Annotated in this window: 17 protein-coding genes and 1 tRNA gene; 12 read left to right on the forward strand and 6 right to left on the reverse strand. The window is 68.8% G+C overall.

Going from position 1 to position 18,935, the window contains the following annotated elements; translation table 11 throughout:
• Positions 1 to 201: 201 nt before the first annotated feature.
• The 3 genes from BLR41_RS09990 (at position 202) to BLR41_RS10000 (ending at position 2,857) form a co-directional block, all read left to right on the forward strand.
• Positions 202 to 1,356, forward strand: coding sequence for a M24 family metallopeptidase (locus BLR41_RS09990; protein ID WP_092627749.1), 1,155 nt, complete (start codon positions 202 to 204; stop codon positions 1,354 to 1,356).
• Positions 1,353 to 1,826 (forward strand): Lrp/AsnC family transcriptional regulator, encoded by a 474-nt coding sequence (locus BLR41_RS09995; RefSeq protein ID WP_092627750.1) that lies wholly within the window; start codon positions 1,353 to 1,355, stop codon positions 1,824 to 1,826. The genes BLR41_RS09990 and BLR41_RS09995 overlap by 4 nt, the downstream gene beginning before the upstream one ends.
• Before the next feature lie 326 nt (positions 1,827 to 2,152).
• Positions 2,153 to 2,857 (forward strand): class I SAM-dependent DNA methyltransferase, encoded by a 705-nt coding sequence (locus BLR41_RS10000; protein ID WP_176797919.1) that lies wholly within the window; start codon positions 2,153 to 2,155, stop codon positions 2,855 to 2,857.
• On the opposite strand, the gene BLR41_RS10005 is transcribed toward BLR41_RS10000, so the two are convergent.
• On the reverse strand, positions 2,844 to 4,028 hold the full coding sequence (locus tag BLR41_RS10005; RefSeq protein ID WP_245694038.1) for a GDSL-type esterase/lipase family protein: 1,185 nt from the start codon (positions 4,026 to 4,028) through the stop codon (positions 2,844 to 2,846). The genes BLR41_RS10000 and BLR41_RS10005 overlap by 14 nt on opposite strands.
• 132 nt (positions 4,029 to 4,160) lie before the next feature.
• Here BLR41_RS10005 and BLR41_RS10010 point away from each other — a divergent pair, with 132 nt between their 5' ends.
• The 4 genes from BLR41_RS10010 to BLR41_RS10025 all read left to right on the forward strand — a co-directional run bounded on the left by BLR41_RS10010 (position 4,161) and on the right by BLR41_RS10025 (position 9,291).
• Positions 4,161 to 4,772 (forward strand): FxsA family protein, encoded by a 612-nt coding sequence (locus BLR41_RS10010; RefSeq protein WP_092627751.1) that lies wholly within the window; start codon positions 4,161 to 4,163, stop codon positions 4,770 to 4,772.
• Between the two features lie 199 nt (positions 4,773 to 4,971).
• Entirely contained in the window at positions 4,972 to 6,588 is a 1,617-nt protein-coding gene (locus tag BLR41_RS10015) for an amidohydrolase (protein WP_092627913.1), read from the forward strand.
• Between the two features lie 173 nt (positions 6,589 to 6,761).
• Entirely contained in the window at positions 6,762 to 8,399 is a 1,638-nt protein-coding gene (lnt, locus tag BLR41_RS10020; RefSeq protein ID WP_245694039.1) for an apolipoprotein N-acyltransferase, read from the forward strand.
• 97 nt (positions 8,400 to 8,496) lie between these two features.
• Positions 8,497 to 9,291, forward strand: coding sequence for a polyprenol monophosphomannose synthase (locus BLR41_RS10025; RefSeq protein ID WP_092627752.1), 795 nt, complete (start codon positions 8,497 to 8,499; stop codon positions 9,289 to 9,291).
• A 108-nt stretch (positions 9,292 to 9,399) separates the two neighbouring features.
• Here the strand turns inward: BLR41_RS10025 and BLR41_RS10030 are convergent, their stop codons facing one another.
• The 3 genes from BLR41_RS10030 to BLR41_RS10040 all read right to left on the reverse strand — a co-directional run bounded on the left by BLR41_RS10030 (position 9,400) and on the right by BLR41_RS10040 (position 12,746).
• Positions 9,400 to 9,756, reverse strand: coding sequence for an RNA polymerase-binding protein RbpA (locus BLR41_RS10030; protein ID WP_092627753.1), 357 nt, complete (start codon positions 9,754 to 9,756; stop codon positions 9,400 to 9,402).
• Positions 9,757 to 10,317: 561 nt separating this feature from the next.
• On the reverse strand, positions 10,318 to 11,715 hold the full coding sequence (locus tag BLR41_RS10035; protein ID WP_092627754.1) for an MFS transporter: 1,398 nt from the start codon (positions 11,713 to 11,715) through the stop codon (positions 10,318 to 10,320).
• Between the two features lie 203 nt (positions 11,716 to 11,918).
• Positions 11,919 to 12,746 carry a glycerophosphodiester phosphodiesterase family protein gene (locus tag BLR41_RS10040; RefSeq protein WP_092627915.1) on the reverse strand — a complete coding sequence of 276 codons (828 nt, stop codon included), beginning with the start codon at positions 12,744 to 12,746 and terminating at the stop codon, positions 11,919 to 11,921.
• A 145-nt stretch (positions 12,747 to 12,891) separates the two neighbouring features.
• Between BLR41_RS10040 and BLR41_RS10045 the strand changes: the two genes are divergently transcribed.
• Positions 12,892 to 13,254 (forward strand): hypothetical protein, encoded by a 363-nt coding sequence (locus BLR41_RS10045; RefSeq protein ID WP_176797920.1) that lies wholly within the window; start codon positions 12,892 to 12,894, stop codon positions 13,252 to 13,254.
• Between the two features lie 162 nt (positions 13,255 to 13,416).
• On the forward strand, positions 13,417 to 14,079 hold the full coding sequence (locus tag BLR41_RS10050; RefSeq protein WP_092627755.1) for a VOC family protein: 663 nt from the start codon (positions 13,417 to 13,419) through the stop codon (positions 14,077 to 14,079).
• 24 nt (positions 14,080 to 14,103) lie between these two features.
• On the opposite strand, the gene BLR41_RS10055 is transcribed toward BLR41_RS10050, so the two are convergent.
• Both BLR41_RS10055 and BLR41_RS10060 read right to left on the reverse strand, forming a co-directional pair.
• Complete coding sequence (locus BLR41_RS10055; RefSeq protein WP_092627756.1) at positions 14,104 to 15,114, reverse strand: tyrosine-type recombinase/integrase; 1,011 nt, start codon at positions 15,112 to 15,114, stop codon at positions 14,104 to 14,106.
• Positions 15,115 to 15,267: 153 nt separating this feature from the next.
• Positions 15,268 to 16,629: a M20/M25/M40 family metallo-hydrolase gene (locus BLR41_RS10060; protein ID WP_092627757.1), complete on the reverse strand. Its 1,362-nt coding sequence runs from the start codon at positions 16,627 to 16,629 to the stop codon at positions 15,268 to 15,270.
• Positions 16,630 to 16,751: 122 nt separating this feature from the next.
• Here BLR41_RS10060 and BLR41_RS10065 point away from each other — a divergent pair.
• The 3 genes from BLR41_RS10065 (at position 16,752) to BLR41_RS10075 (ending at position 18,493) form a co-directional block, all read left to right on the forward strand.
• A tRNA-Leu gene (locus BLR41_RS10065) sits at positions 16,752 to 16,838 on the forward strand.
• A 136-nt stretch (positions 16,839 to 16,974) separates the two neighbouring features.
• The gene (locus BLR41_RS22840) at positions 16,975 to 17,451 is read left to right on the forward strand and encodes a hypothetical protein (RefSeq protein ID WP_176797921.1); all 477 of its coding nucleotides are present in this window, start codon (positions 16,975 to 16,977) and stop codon (positions 17,449 to 17,451) included.
• Positions 17,444 to 18,493 (forward strand): tyrosine-type recombinase/integrase, encoded by a 1,050-nt coding sequence (locus tag BLR41_RS10075; protein WP_092627759.1) that lies wholly within the window; start codon positions 17,444 to 17,446, stop codon positions 18,491 to 18,493. Before BLR41_RS22840 ends, BLR41_RS10075 begins: the two co-directional genes overlap by 8 nt.
• Positions 18,494 to 18,935 lie beyond the last annotated feature (442 nt).

Consider the following 18,935-nt stretch of genomic DNA (forward strand, 5'->3'; position numbering starts at 1 on the left):
GTTCCGGGGCGCTTTCTCCCTCCCGTTGTGCGTTCCGGGACCGTCACATCGCTCTCGCTGCGTCGGAGTCGTGGCGACCCGTGAGACTGGGGTTCCGGGAGTTGTCGCCGGGAATTACTTTCGCGGCTTCCGCGCTGGTGTTGCTCCGTCGGCCCCCGGCCAACTGACCTCCTCGTAGCCGGGGCGCCTAGAGTTGGGCCCATGTCCACCGTTGCAACGAAGCAGGATCCCACAGTGCTCTCGGCGCGGCTACAGCACGCGGCCGAGAAGGCTGCAGGCGCGGACATCGACGCGCTGCTGATCTCGCCCGGCTCCGACCTCGGCTACCTCATCGGGGTGGACGGTGAGTCCTTCGAACGCCTCAGCTGCCTGGTGCTGCCCGCCGTGGGCAGCACGGCTTCGCCCGTGCTGCTCCTCCCCAAACTCGAGGAACTCGGTTACTCCGAGGTACCCGCGCGGGAACTCGGGCTGGAGATCGTCACCTGGGTGGACGGGCAGGATCCGCACGGCATCGTCGCGGAACTGCTGCGTCGTGACGGTGCCACACCCTCCCGGGTGGGGGTGGCGGACGTGATGCCCGCCCTGCACACCCTGCCGCTGCGTACCGCCCTGCCGGAGACCGAGCAGGTACTGGCCAACCCGGTGCTGCGCGCCCTGCGGATGCGCAAGGATCCCGCCGAGATCGACGCCCTGCGCGAGGCCGGTGCCGCCATCGACCGGGTGCACGCCCGAATGGGTGAGTTCCTCCGAGTCGGTCGCACCGAGGCCGAGGTGGGCGCCGACATCAGCAGGGCGATCCTCGAGGAGGGCCACGCCGAGGCCGAGTTCGTGATCGTCGGTTCCGGCCCGAACGGGGCCAGCCCGCACCACGCGCTCTCCGACCGGGTGATCCGGGAGGGAGACGTGGTCGTGGTGGACATCGGCGGCCCCATGCCCGGCGGCTACAACTCGGACTGCACCCGCACCTACTCGCTGGGCGAGCCGCGGGACTCCGACGTGCGGGGCACCTACGAGGTGCTGCACGCCGCCCAACGGTCCGCGGTTGAGGCGGTCCGCCCCGGAGCCACGCCCGCCCAGGTCGACGCCGCCGCCAGGGAGCCGATCGCGGCGGCCGGCTTCGGTGACTACTTCGTGCACCGCACCGGGCACGGTATCGGTCTGGACGTGCACGAGGAGCCCTACATCATGGAGGGTAACGAGATCGCGCTGGAACCGGGAATGACGTTCAGCATCGAGCCGGGGATCTACCAACAGGGCCACTGGGGTGCCAGGATCGAGGACATCGTCGTGGTCACCGAGCACGGCGTTGAGAGCGTGAACAACCAGCCGCACGAGTTGGTGGTGCTGCCGACGTGACAGACCGGAATGCCGCGCAGGGCTCCGAGCTCGAGGCGACCGATCGGGCCATTCTCCGTGAACTGCTCCGGGACGGACGGTGCAGTTTCACCGACCTCGGTGAACGGGTCGGGCTCAGCGTCTCGGCGGTGCACCAACGGGTCCGGAGGCTGGAACAGCGCGGAGCGCTGCGCGGCTACACGGCCAGGGTCGACGGCGAGCAGATCGGGCTGCCGCTGACGGCGTTCATCTCGCTCACCCCGATCGACCCGGCGGCTCCGGACGACTATCCACAACGGTTGGAGCATCTGCCGGAGATCGAGTCCTGCTTCTCGGTGGCCGGTGACGAGTCCTACATCCTGCAGGTTCGGGTGGCCTCACCACTGGCGCTGGAGGATCTGCTGCGGCAGATCCGCGAGTCGGCGAAGGTTTCCACCCGGACCACCGTGGTGCTGTCCACCCCCTTCGAGAACCGCGCCCCCGAACTTTGATCGAAATTCTTCTCGGCTTTCGGCGGGGGGCTTGGCGGAACCTCTCGCACGGCTCTCGCTCCGGGAGGCCCGACCTCGGGTAGCGACCTACACCACGTCGGGCCTTCCTCGCGAGAGCCGCACGGGAGAACCCGCGGCGGTGCCGACCGCGAGGGTGGTGGGGGTTCGGCCTGCGGGCGTAGGGACTCGGGGCTGGGGATGTCGAAGCGGGAACGGGCTACCCGTTCGGGTGAGTACAAGCGGGACACGCCGGTGCTCGGCGTGTCGGTGTGGGAGAACCCGTCGCATCTGATGAAGATCGCCGGAAATTCCACTACCGTAATCGAGTGGCGCGCAATACGATCTACCATCAGTTCGCGGAAGCCTACGCCCTGCACTCCGAACACAGCCCGGCCAACGCCTACTACGACCGTCCCGCCGTTTTGGACCTCGCCGGTGACGTCGCGGGCAAGCGAGTACTCGAACTCGGGTGTGCCGCCGGTGTGCTCTCCGAGCAGCTCGTCGAGCGTGGTGCCGCGGTGTTCGGAGTGGACCGCGAACCCAGGATGGTCGAACTCGCCCGTCGCAGACTCGACGGTCGCGCCGAGTTCGACGTGGCGGATCTGTCCCAACCGCTCGATCTCGTCAGCGACTCCGGCACCGATCTGGTGGTGGCCTCGCTGGTGCTGCACTACCTGGCGGACTGGGAACCGTTGTTGACCGAACTCAACCGGTGCCTGGTGGCAGGCGGTGAACTGGTGTTCTCGGTGCATCATCCTGCCGCCGACTGGCAGTGGTTCGGACGTCCGGACTACCTGCGTACCGAACTGGTCACCGAGACGTGGCCGGTGGCCGGGCAGGACATTTCGGTGTCCTTCTACCGCAGACCCCTCTCGGCGGTGTTCCACCAACTGCACCGCTGCGGCTTCGTGGTCGACACCATCGGTGAACCGCGTCCGCTGCCCGAGCTCAACGAGCTCTCCCCCGACGCCTACGTGGAACTGAGCAGTAAACCCGTGTTCCTGTTCGTCAAGGCCTTCACCGTGGGCTGAGGGGCGCCGAGCTCTCCCCCGGAGCTGGTTCGGCGGTGTTTCCACCGAGCGGAGCCAAGCGCAGGGATCCGTCACCGGTGGTGACGCACCCGGCCTGTTGCCTCCCGGACGGCAGGAAGTCCTCGAGGCAGCCCGCTATGCGCTCGTATCCGGCCGCGTTGGGGTGAAACGACTCCTGCATCGCGTGCGGGGCGCGTGCGTCGTGTTCCAGATCCCGCCAGTCGACGGCGAGGCGGCGGAACCATTCCGTATCGGCCGATTCGCTCGGGGCGGTACACGCCTCGTGCCCGTAGCCGGCGCGCGCGAGGTCGAGGAACCGCACGTCCTGTTGTTCGGCCACCTCGCGCAGTCCCTCGGACAGTTGGGGGACGGCAGTGTCGCGGACCCAACGCACGTCGACGGTGCGTAACGGACAGCCGGACAGCCCCCGCAGGTCGGGTCGAATACCCGGCGAGACCGGGGAAGCGTAGGACTGCAGCACCAGTGAGTAGCTCTCCCGCGAGTAGCCGGCACGGCGCATGACGTTTTTGATGTCGCCCAGCGCGTCGGCGACCTTCGGCTGCATCTCCGCCACGCGATCGGGCCACTCGTCCCGCAGCCGCTGCGAGCAACCCCCCGAGTTCTTGGTGAACCACGCGCGGACGCAGGAATTCAGCACACCCACGAAATCGGGGTCGTTGTTCGCACCGACAGCCACCACGATGTCGGTGACGCGGTAGCGCTCGGCGATCCGGGCGAGTTCACCCGCCTGCGAAGGCCTACCCGCGTCCGAGGCGGAGTCGAGCCCGACCGTAGCCGCCTTCGCGCCGGAGCAGGCCAGGTTGAAGCGTTTCACGTCGGCGGGCAGTCGCAGTTGGTGCACCATGGCTTCGGTGGAGCGGTGGCACCAGTTGCCGTCGCGTCCGTCGGTGCCGGGGACGTAGTCGCCCGCACCTTCGCCGGAGATCGTGCTGTCGCCCATGGTGACCACCGCGCGGGGCAGTTCCGGATCCGGGGGTTGTGGCACCCGCACCGGTCTGTCGCTGACGAGCAGCACCAGTGCGAACACGCTCCCGACCAGGAACAGGGTGATCATTTTGGCTGTGCGTGTTCGCATCACCCGGGAGTCTATGGCCCCGTGGGTGGTGGGTGGCACGGTGCCCGCCCCGAGTTCGGGTAACGTTTCGGACACCACCGCCCCGACTCGTCGCCGGCCGGTTCCGGGGGTGGGTCGGCGGGGGATGAACCGAGCTCCGGGAGTAATTCGGTTCGCTCGCGCGTTGTTGTCTGCAGAAGGTTCTGTTAGCGGAGGTGCCAGCGCGACGTGCCGATACTGATCCTGCTGCTCGTCGGGTTCGCCGTCGAGGTCAGCGTACTTGTTCTGGTCGGTCAGCTCATCGGGGTTTTTCCCACTATCGGGTTACTGCTCGCCGGTGCGCTGATCGGATCCTGGCTGCTGCGCCGCGAGGGGCGCAGGACACTGCGCGAGTTCTCCGAAGCGGCGCGCTCGCGCCGACCCCCCGAGCGGGAGATCTCGGACGGCGTGCTCGTGAGTGGCAGCGGATTCCTGATCATGATCCCGGGGCTGATCAGTGATCTGTTCGGTCTGCTGTTGCTGCTGCCCCCGGTCCGGGCGGTACTACGAACCCGGATGCGGCGCAGCGCCGAACGAAGGCAGCGGTTGATGCGGGAGCGCATGGCCGGTTTCGGTCCTGCCGGTTTCGGCGCCGCGTCATTCGGCCCGGACGCGTTCACCGCACCCGGCTTCGGTCCCGGTCGGGGGCAGTCGAGCGGCAGCGGCGACGAGGACGTGATCGACGGTGAGGTCGTATCCGTCTCGGAGGACGACGATCACGAGCGGTACGATCACGGTTCCAACCCGCTCCGCAGGGGTGGAACGGACGAGGAAGAAGGGCAGGACCGGCGACAGTCCTGAGTGGGTCGGCTGTGGTCGGGCAAGTACAAGCAGCGGGTTAAGCTGCTCGGGGGCGACCGCGACCGACGGCGACGAGCCGGGCCGGTCGTGCCGCACAGCGGCACGACCGAACACGCGGCTCGGAACACGCCGAGTGACGGTCGGGCGGTTCGCGCAGGTTGCACACGCGAGGGTGAACTACAGGGGCCAGGTCCGATACATGTCCGACACCACGCTCTTGCTCGGCGGGCGAATCCATTCGCCGGGCAGTCCGGATGCCACCGCGATGGCCGTCAAGGACGGCACCATCGCCTGGGTCGGCACCGACACGGTTGGCCGTGCGTTGCATCCGGATGCCGACATCGTCGAGCTGGACGGCGCATTCGTGGCGCCCGCCTTCGTGGATTCGCACGTGCACGCGACCTCGAGCGGTCTGCTGCTCAACGGACTCGACCTCACCGGGTGCGCCTCGCTGACCGAGTTCTTGCACGCGCTGCGGGACTACGTCGCCGAACACCCCGGCAGGCTCGTCTGGGGGCACGGCTGGGACGAGAGCTGGTGGCCCGAGCAGCGTCCTCCCACCAGGGCCGAGGTGGACGAGGCCGCCCACGGGGCGCCGGTCTACCTGTCCCGCATCGACGTGCACTCGGCACTCGTCTCCAGCGCGTTGCTCGACCGCGCACCGCTGGCGAAGGGGGCCGAGGGGTGGGACGAGCAGGGGCCACTCACCCGCGTCGCGCACCACCACGCCCGCAGTGCCGCTCGGGAATCACTCAGCCCACTGCAGCGCAGGGAGGCCCAGGCCGCCTTCCTGCGTCACGCGGCCTCGCGAGGCATAGCGAGTGTGCACGAATGCGCGGGACCGGACATCTCGGGTGCCGACGATCTCGCGGATCTGATGATGCTCTCCAGGCAGGGCGGAGTTCCCGAGGTCGTCGGCTACTGGGGGGAGCTGGGGGCGCTGGAGACCGGGCGTGCACTCGGGGCCAAGGGGCTGGGCGGCGATCTGTTCGTGGACGGTGCGTTGGGTTCGCGCACCGCGGCGCTGCGGGAGCCCTACACCGACTCTCCCACCACTTCGGGCGTGCTCTACCTCGACGCCGATGCCATCGCCGAGCACCTCGTGGACTGCACCCGCAACGGTGTGCAGGCCGGCTTCCACGTCATCGGCGACGCAGGGGTCGCCGAAGTGGGGGAGGGGTTCCGACGCGCCGCTCAGGTGGTCGGCACACCCGCCCTGGCGAGCAGCAGGCACCGGTTGGAACATCTCGAGATGATCGACGGGGAGCTGGCCGGGGAACTGGCGGGCTACGGGGTGGTGGCCTCGGTGCAGCCCTGCTTCGACTCCTCGTGGGGTGGTACCTCGCGGATGTACGCCAGCAGGCTCGGCCCGCGGCGGGGCGCGAGGTTGAATCCGTTCTCCGAGCTGGCCTCCAGTGGCCTGGTGCTCGCGTTCGGCTCCGACGCCCCGGTCACTCCGCTCGGGCCGTGGGAGGCGATCCGAGCCGCCGTGCACCACCGGACCGAGGGATTCGGTATCTCCCCGCGGGCCGCTTTCAACGCGCACACCAGGGGTGGTTGGCGAGCCGCGGGGGTGGACGACGGCGTCACCGGAACCCTCGTTCCGGGAGCCACGGCCACCTACGCGGTGTGGAACGTCGACGAGTTCGTCTCGCCGGTGCAGGACTCGCGCGTACGCCGCTGGTCGACCGATTCCCGTTCCGGCGTCCCCGATCTGCCGGACGTGTCCCCCGAGGCGAGACTGCCACGTTGTCTGCGCACCGTGCTGCGCGGTGAAACCATTCACCAGCGCGACCCCGGGGACGAGGACCAGTGATCGGGCAGGTTCGCCGACCGGGCAGGAACGGCCCCGCGGAGCCCGCCGTCCCGTGGCCGTGAGCGTCGCCACCACCATGCGTGTTCGGGGGCGCGTACCGGCGGAGTAGATTCGCCCCCGTGTGCCGCCGGTGGTGGTGGCCGAGTTGCTCGTTGGCGGCGAAGGTTGATCGGTTGGTTGTCCCCAGGGTGAGTTCGGGAGGCGAACAGCGCTCCGGCCTCCGGGCCGGAACACGTTCGAAACGTGCTCGCTTCTCGATCCCGGCGCGGCTGGTGACGGCAGTGCTCGCCGGGCTTTTGCTGTACTGGTCGGGCCCGCCGCGGGAACTGTGGTGGCTCTCCCCGGTCGCGGTGGCCGGTTTCGTGCTCGCAGTGCGCGGACGACGCGCCCGAGTCGGCTTCTGGTACGGGCTGCTGTTCGGGCTGGCCTACACCCTCCCGCTGCTCGGCTGGCTGCTGGACTTCCTCGGTGCGCAGTTCGGTCCGTGGCCGTGGCTCGGGGTGTGCTTGGTCCAAGCGCTGTTCTTCGGCCTCGCCGGGGCGGGTGCGGCCCGGGTCACCCGGCTACCCGCCGCTCCCGTCTGGCAGGCGGCGGTCTTCCTGGCGGCCGAGGTGCTGCGTTCCGCGCTGCCCTTCGGCGGTTTCCCGTGGGGGCGGCTGGCGTTCACCCAGACCGATGGTGTGCTGCTGCCGCTCGCATCGATCGGGGGAACCGCCCTGGTGGGGTTCGCCGTGGCACTGATCGGCGCGGGACTGGCCGAGTCGGTGAGTCGGTCGCCGTGGCCGGGGGTTGGCGTCGAGCGTGGACCCAAGGGGACTCGTGGCATGGTTCGGCTGTTCGCCGTGCCGCTCTGCGCGGTGCTGGTGCCCCTCATGGCGGGGCTCGCGGTGCTTCCCACCGTCGGGGCGGGAGCTCGATCCGGAACCGCGACGGTGGCCGTGGTGCAGGGCAACGCCCCCAACGTCGGCCTGGATCTGTTGTATCGGGACGAGCAGCTGCAGGCGAACCACATTCGGGCCGCTCGCCGGTTGGCCGCGGACGTGACCGCCGGACGGGTTCGACGCCCCGACTTCGTGCTGCTGCCCGAACAGGTCGGCTCCTGGGGACCACAACGGCGGGATCCGGCGTTGCGGCGCATCGCCCAGCGGATCGACGCGCCGGTCATCGCCGGTGGTCTCGCGTACGGGCCGAACGGCGAGCTCAGCAATCGCATCGTGCGTTGGGGAGCGGACAACGGGGCCACCGGGGAATACGTCAAGCAGCATCTCGTGCCGTTCGCGGAGAAGATCCCGCTGCGTTCGGTGGCAGGCGCGGTGAGTCCCTTCGTTCAGCGGTTTCAGCAGGACATGACCGCCGGCGACGAACCGGGTGTACTGGCTGCCGGACCGGCCCGGCTGGGAGTGGGGATCTGTTACGACGTCGCCTACGACGACGTGTTCCGGGAAGCGGCGCGTGCCGGGGCCGAGCTGTTCGCGTTGCCCACCAACAACGCGTGGTACGGCCGTTCGGAGATGAGCTATCAGCAGCTGGCCATGGCTCGCCTGCGCGCCGTCGAACACGACCGCGCGACGGTCGTGGCAGCCACTTCCGGGGTCAGCGCGGTGGTGCGGCCGGACGGAAGCGTGCGGCGGAGTACGGAGCAGTTCACCGCCGAGACGGTCGTGGCCGACGTGCCGCTGCGTTCGTCGAACACCGTGGCCACCTTCCTGGGCCGCTACGTCACGTGGTTGGTGACCGCACTCGGCGCGGGCGCGGTGCTGTCGACCTCACTGCGACGCTATCGCGACCGTCCGTCGAGGCGGGCGCGGTGATACGACCTACCGTTGCGGGCCGTTCGACCATTCCGGCCGGAGGACGTGTCGTCGGGTGGTCGGACGTCGACGGCCGTGAGTATGCGAGGGGAAAGCGATGACGAATCCGCGGCAGGCTGCGAACTCCACCGCGTCCTCGGTGCTCGTGGTGATTCCGACCTTCAACGAACGGGAGAATCTGCGAACCATCGTGCGACGGCTGACCACGGCCGTGCCCACCACGCACGTCCTGATCGTCGACGACAACAGCCCGGACGGGACCGGGGCGCTCGCCGACGAGATCGCCGCGGCCGACGAGCGGATCCACGTGCTGCACCGCGCCGCCAAGGCCGGCCTCGGGGCCGCTTACGTCGCGGGCTTCGACTGGGCACTCCGGCGCGGTTACGAGGCGATCGTGGAGATGGACGCCGACGGTTCGCACGCGCCGGAACAGCTGAGCACCATGCTCGAGGTGTTGCCCCGGGCGGGCATGGTGCTGGGGTCGCGATACGTCCCGGGCGGGGCCGTGCTGAACTGGCCCTGGTACCGCTCCCTGCTGTCGCGGGGTGGCAACGTCTACTCGAAGTGGGCACTCGGGGTGGCGATCAACGATCTCACCGGTGGTTTCCGGGTCTACCGGGGCGAGGTGCTGCGCGAGCTGGATCTGCACACCGTGGCTTCGCAGGGTTACTGCTTCCAGGTGGATCTGGCGATGCGCGTCGTGGAGACGGGCAGCACCGTGGTGGAGGTGCCCATCACCTTCGCGGAGCGGGAGAGCGGCGAGTCGAAGATGACCGGCTCGATCGTCCGGGAGGCGCTGCTCCGGGTGACCAAGTGGGGACTGCGTCGCAGGGGACGTCGGCTGCTTGCCTCGCTGAGCCGCGGAGGACCGTCGCCGCGGCGCGATCGGTGACATTCGGCGCGGGGAGTCGGATCGGGCGGTCGGGGAGACCTCGGGGGGCCGAAACCGAACGGGCGCCCGTTCACCCGGTGGAACGGACGCCCGTGTGCGGTCGCACGGTCAGCTCGTGCTCTCGGTGGGCCGGTTACGGCGTGCGCGCAACTCCTCCAGCCGCTCGTTGAGCAGTTCCTCGAGCTCGGGAACGCTGCGGCGCTCCAGCAGCATGTCCCAGTGGGTGCGCGGCGGCTTGGCCTTCTTCTGCTCCGGCTGGCTGCCGTCGATGATCTTCGACTCGGTGCCGTGCAGGCGACATTCCCAGGTCGACGGGATCTCGGCGTCGTCGGAGAAAGGCACCTCGAACTCGTGGTCCTTGGAGCAGGCGTAGCGCACCGTCCGGCGCGGTGCGAGGTCGTGGTTACGGTCCGTCTCGTAGCTAACCGCTCCGAGCCGGCTGCCACGCAGAACGCGGTCGGCCATGACGGTTCCTTTCGCTTCGGGGCCCGGGGGCCGGGCGGCTGTGCTCACCGAGTGCAACGACGTGGGCCTCGTCGTCTGTTCCCGGTATGAGGTTCCTGGTTGCCGTCGGTGACGACATTCACTCGTCAACTAGGTCGACTACCCGTGAGATGCACGGTTGCGGCGTTCGTGACGCGTTTTCCCTCTCGTAACCCACAGGTGCGTCTGAACGGGTGATAGTGCCAGAACACCCGTTACTCGGACCAAATACCAACCCGGACGTGTTGCGGAATGCGACCGATCTCACTTCCTCTTTCGTGTTGTTGGGCAAGTGTATCGTTACTCTCAGTGATTAATGCTGCCCTCGATCCGATAGTGACGCAAGGTACTGGAATATGCCAACACGCGGATGAGCGGGGGGATAGTGTCACCGATTCGGAGCAGTGTTTCCCGTAGCGACGTGCCGTGCGCTCGCACGAGTACCTTTCCGGGCGAGCCGACGGCCCGTGCCGGGCAGCCGAGCCACTGGACCCTCGCGCGGGCCGACGCGAACTTCCGGACTCCCTCGAGTGGTGGACCCCTTCAGAGCACCCGAGGCGCGGAGTTGCCCGCCTGCCGGATCGCTTTTCGGACCGGAACCATCGAAACCAGCAGCAGCCCGAGAACGAAGAAACCGAGCAACGACAGGATCGCCAGTCGGAACGAGCCGGTCGCCTGCCCCACCGCGGCGAACAGCAGCGGACCCACCCACGAAGTGGAGCGCTCGCCGATCTGGTACAGCGAGAAGTACTCGGCCTCGCTGCCCCTCGGGATCATCTGGCTGAACAGCGAACGCGACAGCGCGTTCGTTCCGCCCAGCACCAGGCCGATCCCGGCGGCCACCCCGTAGAACTGCAACGGTTCCCCCTGCTGGGTGAAAAAAGCCCCGAGCAACACGGCGATCCAAACCACCAGGCTGATCATGATCGTGCGCTTGGCTCCCAGCCTGCGGGCCACCCAGCCGTGCAACATCCCACCGAGAAACGCTATGAACTGCACGATCAGGATCGTCGTGATCAGCACCTGCCGGTCGAGACCGAGTTCCAGCTCGCCGTACTGCGCCGACACCTTGAACACCGTGCTGATGCCATCGGTGAAGACCATGTAGGCGCCGAGAAAGGCCAGCGTCAACGGGAGGCGTCGTGCCTGCCGCAGCGTGGTGCCCAGCTGCCGGAAACCCGCGCGCAGCACCGGTCCCTCGGAACTCGCGCCCGGCCGTCTCCCCGGCAGTCTCCGCAGCGGCAGCACGGTGAACGCGGCCCACCAGATCCCGGCGGAGACGAAGACCAGGCGCACCGCCGTGTCCTCACCGATCCCGAGCGCGTCGTGTCCGACGTAGAGCATCAGGTGCAGCGCGAGAGCCACCCCGCCACCGAGGTAGCCGAACGCCCAGCCACGCGCCGACAGACCGTCGCGTTCGTCGGCGCGCGCGATCTCCGGCAGCAGCGAGTAGTAGACCACCACGGCCGCCCCGAAACACAGGTTCGCCAACAGGAAGAGCCCGGCACCCAACAGCCAGTCCTGCCCGCCCACCAGAGCCAGCAACGCGGTGGTTCCCGCCCCGCAGCAGGCGAAGATCCCCAGCATTTTCCGCTTGTCGTGACTCCGGTCGGCGACAGCTCCCGCGAGCGGCAGGACCAGCACCTGAACCACCGCCGCCAACGCGAGCAGATAACCCCACAGCGAACCGGCCGGAAACGACCAGCCCAGCACGGCGATGTCACAGCGCTGCAGCGCGTCACCGCCCGGGCAGGCTGCCGTACCGTTGCGCGCCGTGTCGGACTCCGCGGCCCGGGTCGCCACCGTGGTCAGATACAGCGACAGGAACACCGTCGTGATCGAGGTGGGAAACACCGAGTTGGCCCAGTCGTACCAGCACCAACCGCTGTGCTCGCGCCGCCGAGCGGCCTCCGGCGTGAACTCCGCGTGCGTGGCGCTCATGTCTCTCCGTCCTCGAAGTGGGTGACCGCGTCGGCTCTTCCGGGACTTTTCTTGTCCGTACCCGTCGGGGCAATGCGTAGTTCCACTCATTGCAACCGTCCGGAAGGACCGTCCGAGAGCTCGCCGAGCGCGGTGAGAACGCCTCGAGACCGATCACGAGACCTAGTACGGAAGCGACGCCCCGGTCCCGCCGAAGCACGGCCCTACCGGGCAGCGGGCCACTGACCCCGCCCGCGCAGGAGCTCACGCAACAGATCAGGGCGATCGGTCAACACCCCGTCCACCCCGAGCTCGAACAGCTCGGCCATTTCCACCGGATCGTCCACCGTCCACACGTGCACCTCGGCGCTTCGTGCGTGCGCCCGTGCCACGAACCGCCGGTCCACCACGCGCAGAGCGCTGTGACGACGGGGCACCTGCGCGGCGACACCACGTGGCAACGCGCCGCGACGCACCGCCCGCACCAGCGGGACCGCACCTGCGCGGGAACCCAGCCACAACCCACCGACCTCCATCGGCCCCATGGACGTCAGCAGCCGGGCGTCCCCGTGGGCCCGCAGCATCCCCAGCCTCCGGTCGGAGAAGCCCGCCAGACACACCCGGTGCCAGGCGTTGTGGCGCCGGATCGTTCGCAGCGTCGCCACCACCGCCGAATCCGCCTTGACGTCGATGTTGAGCAGCGCCCCGGGCAGCTCCTCCAACAACTGGTCCAGCGAACACACCGGTTCACGTCCTCCGATGCGCGCGCCGGAAACGCTCGACCAGCGCTGACGACGGATCTCGCCGTCGCTGTCGGTGGTCCGGCACAGGTCGGCGTCGTGGTGCACCACCGCGACACCGTCCGAAGTGGCGTGCACGTCCGTCTCCAGGTAGTGAAACCCCTCCCGAACCGCGCGCCGGAAGGCACTGAGCGAGTTCTCCATGCCCGCCAGCTCGCCGAGGTGCCAACCCCGGTGCGCGAACGCGCGCGGACGAAGCTCAGGACTCAGGAACGGATGCTGCCGGGAAGCAGCCGGGAACGAGCCGTGCATCGCACCACTGTGCAACGAGCCCCGCCGCGGGCCTCCGAGGGGTCTCCGGTGGCCGCCGGGATGGTTCCCTCCATCGGCCGGTGCGGAAGGATTTTTCGGCGTGCCTGCCCGCAAATGAGGCTGATTCGGACTAGCGTGGTCAACCGTGGAGACAACACCCGATATCGAATCGCTCGAACCACGCACCGGAACACCGCGGCACTGCTCGTGGTGCGGTCGTCGGATACCGGGCGCAGGCAGTGTCGGCCGCCCACGCATGTACTGCGCACAGTCCTGCAGACAGCGGGCCTACGAGCGGCGCGCGGCGGTGCAGCGCGGTGGCCTGCCGGAGGACGCGGTGGTGCTTTCCGGAGCGGAACTCGACGATCTGCAGGACCGACTCTTCCAGCTGCGGTGCGCCGCCGAGGACGTGGCCACGGCGGCGGGGGAAGGTGCCGCACAGGCCGAGGTACGAGGACTGGCCCAGCAACTGCTGGACAGCGCGCGTGACTTGGAACGTATCCGCTGACCCGATGAACGGTCCTCTTGGTTGCTCCGAACGGAGCATTGTCAACGCCGGTCTGGTTGGCCAAGATGATACGCCGAATGCTGCCCCAAGCGAGTGATCGCCGCGACGACACCGCGCTCGTCGGAGCCCGGTCGCTCCGGTACCGGCTAGGAAGCTACAACGTTGCCCCCAAACTCAGCGGTTTGCGGCCTGCGCCGCGCCGAGCTGCGTACTGCCGATCCCGCCGCCACCGCAGGCTTCTACCGGAAACTGCTGGACTGGACGGTGCTGCGATCCGAGGAAGGTTTCGAGTGCTGGGTCGGTGAGCGCAAGTGCGCCACGCTCCGCACGAACCGTTCCCGCCGAACCCCGCAGTGGCAACTCGTGTTCGCCGGCGCTCCCACGGACGGAGACCTCTCCGGCCCGGAGGACACCTGCGCGAGCATGGTCAGAGGCCGCGCACAGCACGGCCCGTGGGCGCCGCCGCCCCGCAGGGGCGAGCCGTGCTGGGTCGAACTGTGCACCGCCCAGGCGGAGTCCGCCGACAGCTTCTGGAGCGAGTCGCTGATCTGGGCAGTGCGGACGGACCCGCCGAGGACGAACTACACGGTGGGGGAACGCGCGGTGGCGGCTCGGACCGGTCCGCGTGGTGCGGCCGAGAGCACCGGTTGGTTGTGCTACTTCGTCGTGGGCGCGCTGGACGAGGCGGCCGAACGCGTCACGGAACTCGGCGGATCGGTGCTGGAACGCGCCCCGCACGACGTGCTGGGGGACTCCGTCGTGATCGCCGACTCCGCCGGTGTCGTCTCCGCGCTGGTGGGGGAGCCGGGAGGCTGGGGCGGCTGAACCGTTCGCCGCGGGCGGCGAGAGTCACTCGGAGTCGGAGCCCCCGGACAGTTCGCCCAGCACCCGATGCGTTCGGTTCGCCCGCACGGACAGCCGCTGCTCGCGGGCCGTCACGTCTATGTAGGCCTGGCTCGAATTGATCGAGGCGTGCCCCAGCAGTTTCGCGATCTCGGTGGCGTTCGCGCCGTCCTCGGCGAGCCGGGTCGCGAACGTGTGCCGCAGCGCGTGCACCATGGCGCCGCGCTGCACCCGGTCGGAAACCCCCGCGGCACGCAACGACTGCCGGACCAGGTACTGCAACCCGCCGCGCCGCAGCGGCTCACCCCGGTGATTGACGAACAGCGGCTCCCCACCGGGAAGTCGTCGCCCGAACCGCAGCCTGCGGCTTTCCAGGTACTCCTCCAGCACCCTCTCCAAGGACTCGTCGATCGGGATCGACCGGTTGGCACCGCCTTTACCGCGTACGTGCAGCCGACGTTCGCCACTGCGGCCCGCCAGCGCCGATACGGTCAGATCCAGCAGTTCCGCCGAGCGCAGTCCCGTGCACAGCAGAGTGGACAGTATCGCCAGATCCCGCTCCGGCCAGGGATTCCTTGCCTGGCGAGCGCCCTGGGCGATCAACCGCAGCAACCGCTCCGGAGTCTCCTCACCGTTGAGCGGTTTCGGGGTGGCCGCGGCCAGCCGTGGCTTGGGCACCACTGACATCGGATTCCCCGCGGCCGCACCCTCCACGACCAGGAACCGGAAGAACCCGTTCCAGCTCGACCAGGCGCGGGTGACCGACGAAGCCGACCGACTGGCGGCGTGCCGGGCGAACGCCGAGCGCAGCGTTTGGGCCGTCACGGACTCCACCGGCGGCCCCTCGCAGCCCGTTCCCGTGGTCTCGGCCAGCTCCGCGGCGATCGACTCGAGATCACGCCGGTAGGCGCGCAGTGAGTTCTCGGCCAGCTTCCGCGCCTGCAGGTGTTCCAGGTAGGCCTCGATCCACTCGGAGAGGGGGCGCGGGCCAGGCGCGTCCTGCGTACCCGTCGGCACCGTGACACCTCCCGCCGTGGCTGACTGCCGGACCTATCCGGCGTCTTCCTCCGAAGACGATCATACGAGAACGCGCGGCTTTCGGCGCGTTCCGTGCGGATCTCCACGGTGACCGGCACCGTTCCGGGCCGGTCACCGTGTGGCCGGAGGGGATCAGGAGGTGCGCAGGAAGTGGTCCAGCACCCGGGTGCCGAACCGCAGCGAGTCCACCGGGACACGTTCGTCCACCCCGTGGAACAGTGCGGAGAAGTCCAGCTCCGCTGGCAGGCGCAGCGGGGCGAAGCCGAAGCAGTTCATGCCCAGCCTGCTGAACGACTTCGCGTCGGTGCCGCCCGACATCATGTACGGCAGGGTGCGGGCCGCCGGGTCCTCGGTGAGCAGGGAGCGGCTCATGGACTCGACGATCTCGCCCTCGAACCGGGTCTCCACCGGGGGCAGGCCGACCCACTCGCGTTCGACGTGCGGGCCGAGCACCTCGGCCAGCTCCCGGTCGAACTCCTCCTCGCGGCCGGGAAGAATGCGGCAGTCGACCGATGCCTCGGCCACCGAGGGGATCACGTTGGCCTTGTAGCCCGCGTTCAACATCGTCGGGTTGGCGATGTCGCGGACGGTGGCTCCGATGATGCGGGAGAGGTTGCCCAGTTTGGCGATGGCGCCGTCCAGGTCCTCCTCCGGGAAACTCCAGCCGGTGAGTTCGCTGACCCCGTCGAGGAACTCCCGCACGCTGTCGTTGAGCACGATCGGGAAGCGGTGTTGCCCGAGCCTCGCGACGGCCTCTGCGAGCTGGGTGACCGCGTTGTCCTCGTGCACCATCGAACCGTGGCCCGCGCGGGCGCGGACCCGCAGCTTGAGCCAGCGGATCCCCTTCTCGGCCGTCTGGATCAGGTAGGCCCGGACGCCGTCGTCGAAGGTCACCGAGTAGCCGCCGACCTCGCTGATGGCCTCGGTGCAGCCCTCGAACAGCTCCGGGCGGTGGTCCACCAGCCACTGTGCGCCCTGCAGGCCGCCCGCCTCCTCGTCGGCGAGGAAGGCGAACACGATGTCGCGTGGGGGCGTGATGCCGTCACGACCGAGTCGGCGGGCCGTGGCCAGGGTCATGCCGACCATGTCCTTCATGTCGACCGCGCCGCGGCCCCACAGGTAGTCGTCCTGCACCGCCCCGGAGAACGGGTGCACCGACCACTCGGTCGGATCGGCGGGGACCACGTCCAGGTGGCCGTGCACCAGCAGCCCGCCGCGCTGCCGGTCGGCGCCGGGCATCCGGGCGATCACGTTGCCACGTCCGGGGGTGTCTCCGGATTCCACGTAGGTGGTCTCGAAGCCGACCTCGCCGAGTTTCTCCGCGACGTACTCGGCCGCCGGGCGCTCCGGGTTCAGGGTCGCCGGATCACCGGTGTTGGTGGTGTCGAACCGGATCAGTTCGCTCGCCAGCGTGACGACCTCGTCCTCTGCCCGGCGTAGTCCCGGATCCGTGCTCGACCGGTCGTCGTTCTCGGGATCAACATGTGCGCTCACCTGGCCTTTCTACCACTTCCGGATCAAAGGAGGGGGGTGGTTGGCGGGCCGCTGTGTCGATCGGTTATCGTAGTATCACAACGCAATGAGGGGCTCGGAAGAAACCGAGTCGATGTTGCCGCGTCGGAGTGGCGGAAACGGTAGACGCGCTAGCTTGAGGTGCTAGTGACCTATTAATGGTCGTGGGGGTTCAAGTCCCCCCTCCGACACACTGTCAGGGGAAATTTCCCCGATTCGCGAGGTTCGAAGGTCTGTTGTTGCGGCACCGTGGGTGCCGCCTTTTCTCATGTCGTGACGCGCTGGCTGTGCGTGGGCCGTGCTGTGGTCGCCGGGGTGGTGGTCGGCATGGCTGAGTCGGTCGTGTCGGCGGTGGTTCCCGGTGCCGGGTGTGGTGAGTCCGCCCGGAGTCCGGTGGCTGGTGGGGTGTCGCCGCGTGCGTTTCCGCTGGCCGAGGTGCCGGAGTCCGCCGGGGTGTCGTCGTGGGTGTTCGGCATGGGCCGGGTGGATGCTTCGGGCCGGGTCGGTGATCGTGCGGTGGTGGCCGCGCTGGGCTGGAGTCGTGATCAGCGCTGCGAGCTCGGTGTGGTCGCGGGTTCGGTGCTGCTGCGGGCCCATCCGGACGGGCTCTACGGGCCCTCCGGGCCCGGGTATGTGGTGGTTCCGGCGCGGGCGCGTTCGCGCTGCGGGATCAGCCCGGGTGATCGTGTGCTGCTGGCGGGATCGCCGCGGCAGGGGGTGCTGCTGGTGCACCCGCCGGTGGTGGTGGAAGCGGCGCTGGCCGAGCGGCACGCGGCCGTGCTGGGGGTGAGCCCCGATGAATGATCCCAGGGAGCAGTCAGGCAGTACCGGTCCCGCTCCGTCGGAGCTAGAGGCGGCTCGGTTGGTGTTGGCGCGGATGGGGGTGGCGCCGGAGGATCTGGTGGGGTCTGCGGCGGAGTCGTGTGTGGTGCCGACGTTTGCTGAGTATGTGCCGGTGGTGGAGCAGGCGGTGTCGGTGGGCACTAGGCGGGTGTATGGCTCGTACTGGAAGCGGGTGCTGGAGTTGTGGGGTTCTCGGCGGTTGGACGAGCCCACCGCGTCGGAGATCAAGCAGTTGGCTGAGCGGGTGCGGTCGCAGCGGGTGGTGCGGCGCAACGCGCGGGGTGGGCGCAGCGCGGTGGAGCACTGTATCGCGGCGTTGCGGTGTGTGTATCGGCACGCGGTGGCTGACGGGATTGTGTCGGAGTCGCAGGATCCGGCCCGGCGGGTGGTGATGCCGCGTCGGTTGCCGAGTACGCGGCGGGGGTTGGGTGAGCAGCCGGTGGCGGAGTTGAACCGGGTGGCCGCGGCCACGGGTAACGATCCCGCGTTGGACACGCTGCTGTTGCGGGTGCACACCGAGACGGCCTGCCGCCGCGGGGGTGCCCTGGCGTTGACAGTCGGGGATCTGGATCCGCAGCAGTGTCTGATCTTGTTGCGGGAGAAGAACGACACGGTGCGGTGGCAGCCGGTCTCACCCACACTCATGCGGCACCTGCGGGAGCACGCCGACCAGCGGGGCGCGCACGTGTCCGGTGACGGGAGGGTGCTGCGCTACCGCGGTGGTAACCCGTTGACGCATCGCCGGTATGACCATTTGTGGCACCGGTTGGGGCGGCACGTGTCGTGGGTGGCCACGCAGCAGGTCAGCACGCACTGGCTGCGGTACACCACCCTGACGTGGGTGGAGCGCCACTTCGGCTACGCGGTGGCCCGGGCCTACGCCGGCCACACCGACAGCGCGGGCGAGAGCGGAGTCACTGCCACCTACGTCCGCGCCGGGCTACCCGAAATCGCCGCGGCGTTGAGCGCCCTGACCGGAGAAGAACACCCACTGGCTCCCTAGCCTTCGTCCGGTCGTAGCAAGGATGACGCCGAGCAGGGCCAGCTTCGCCAGGTTGTTTCTGGCGAAGCTGGCTTGAGTCCGGAGCACCTGAAGTGTTCCCGCTTGTGTGGGAGCACTGGGGGGTGTTGATGGTGCTCGTGCCGGATCGGAGGGCACGCGGCGTGAGTCCGAGATCACCAGAGTCTGAGAGCGTCTGTGCTGATGCTCGCAAGAATCAGCTGGCCAAGAGGCGTGAGCGTAAGATCCGAGACAGCGCGGGTCGAGCGAGAGGGTTCTACCTATTCCACTTCTGGCGTTTCCTGGGCTGTGTCTGTCTCTTGTCTCTATGGGTTTCCCCGTAGAGGTTTCGTCCTATGGAAGCGGCGGTGGTGGGTGTCCACGGAGGCATCTATCCAGTGCTGTGCTGGCCTACGTTGCACCGATCGACTGGTTCCGGACCACC

This window comes from Actinopolyspora mzabensis (assembly GCF_900101095.1).
GTDB classification, from domain to species: Bacteria; Actinomycetota; Actinomycetes; order Mycobacteriales; family Pseudonocardiaceae; genus Actinopolyspora; species Actinopolyspora mzabensis.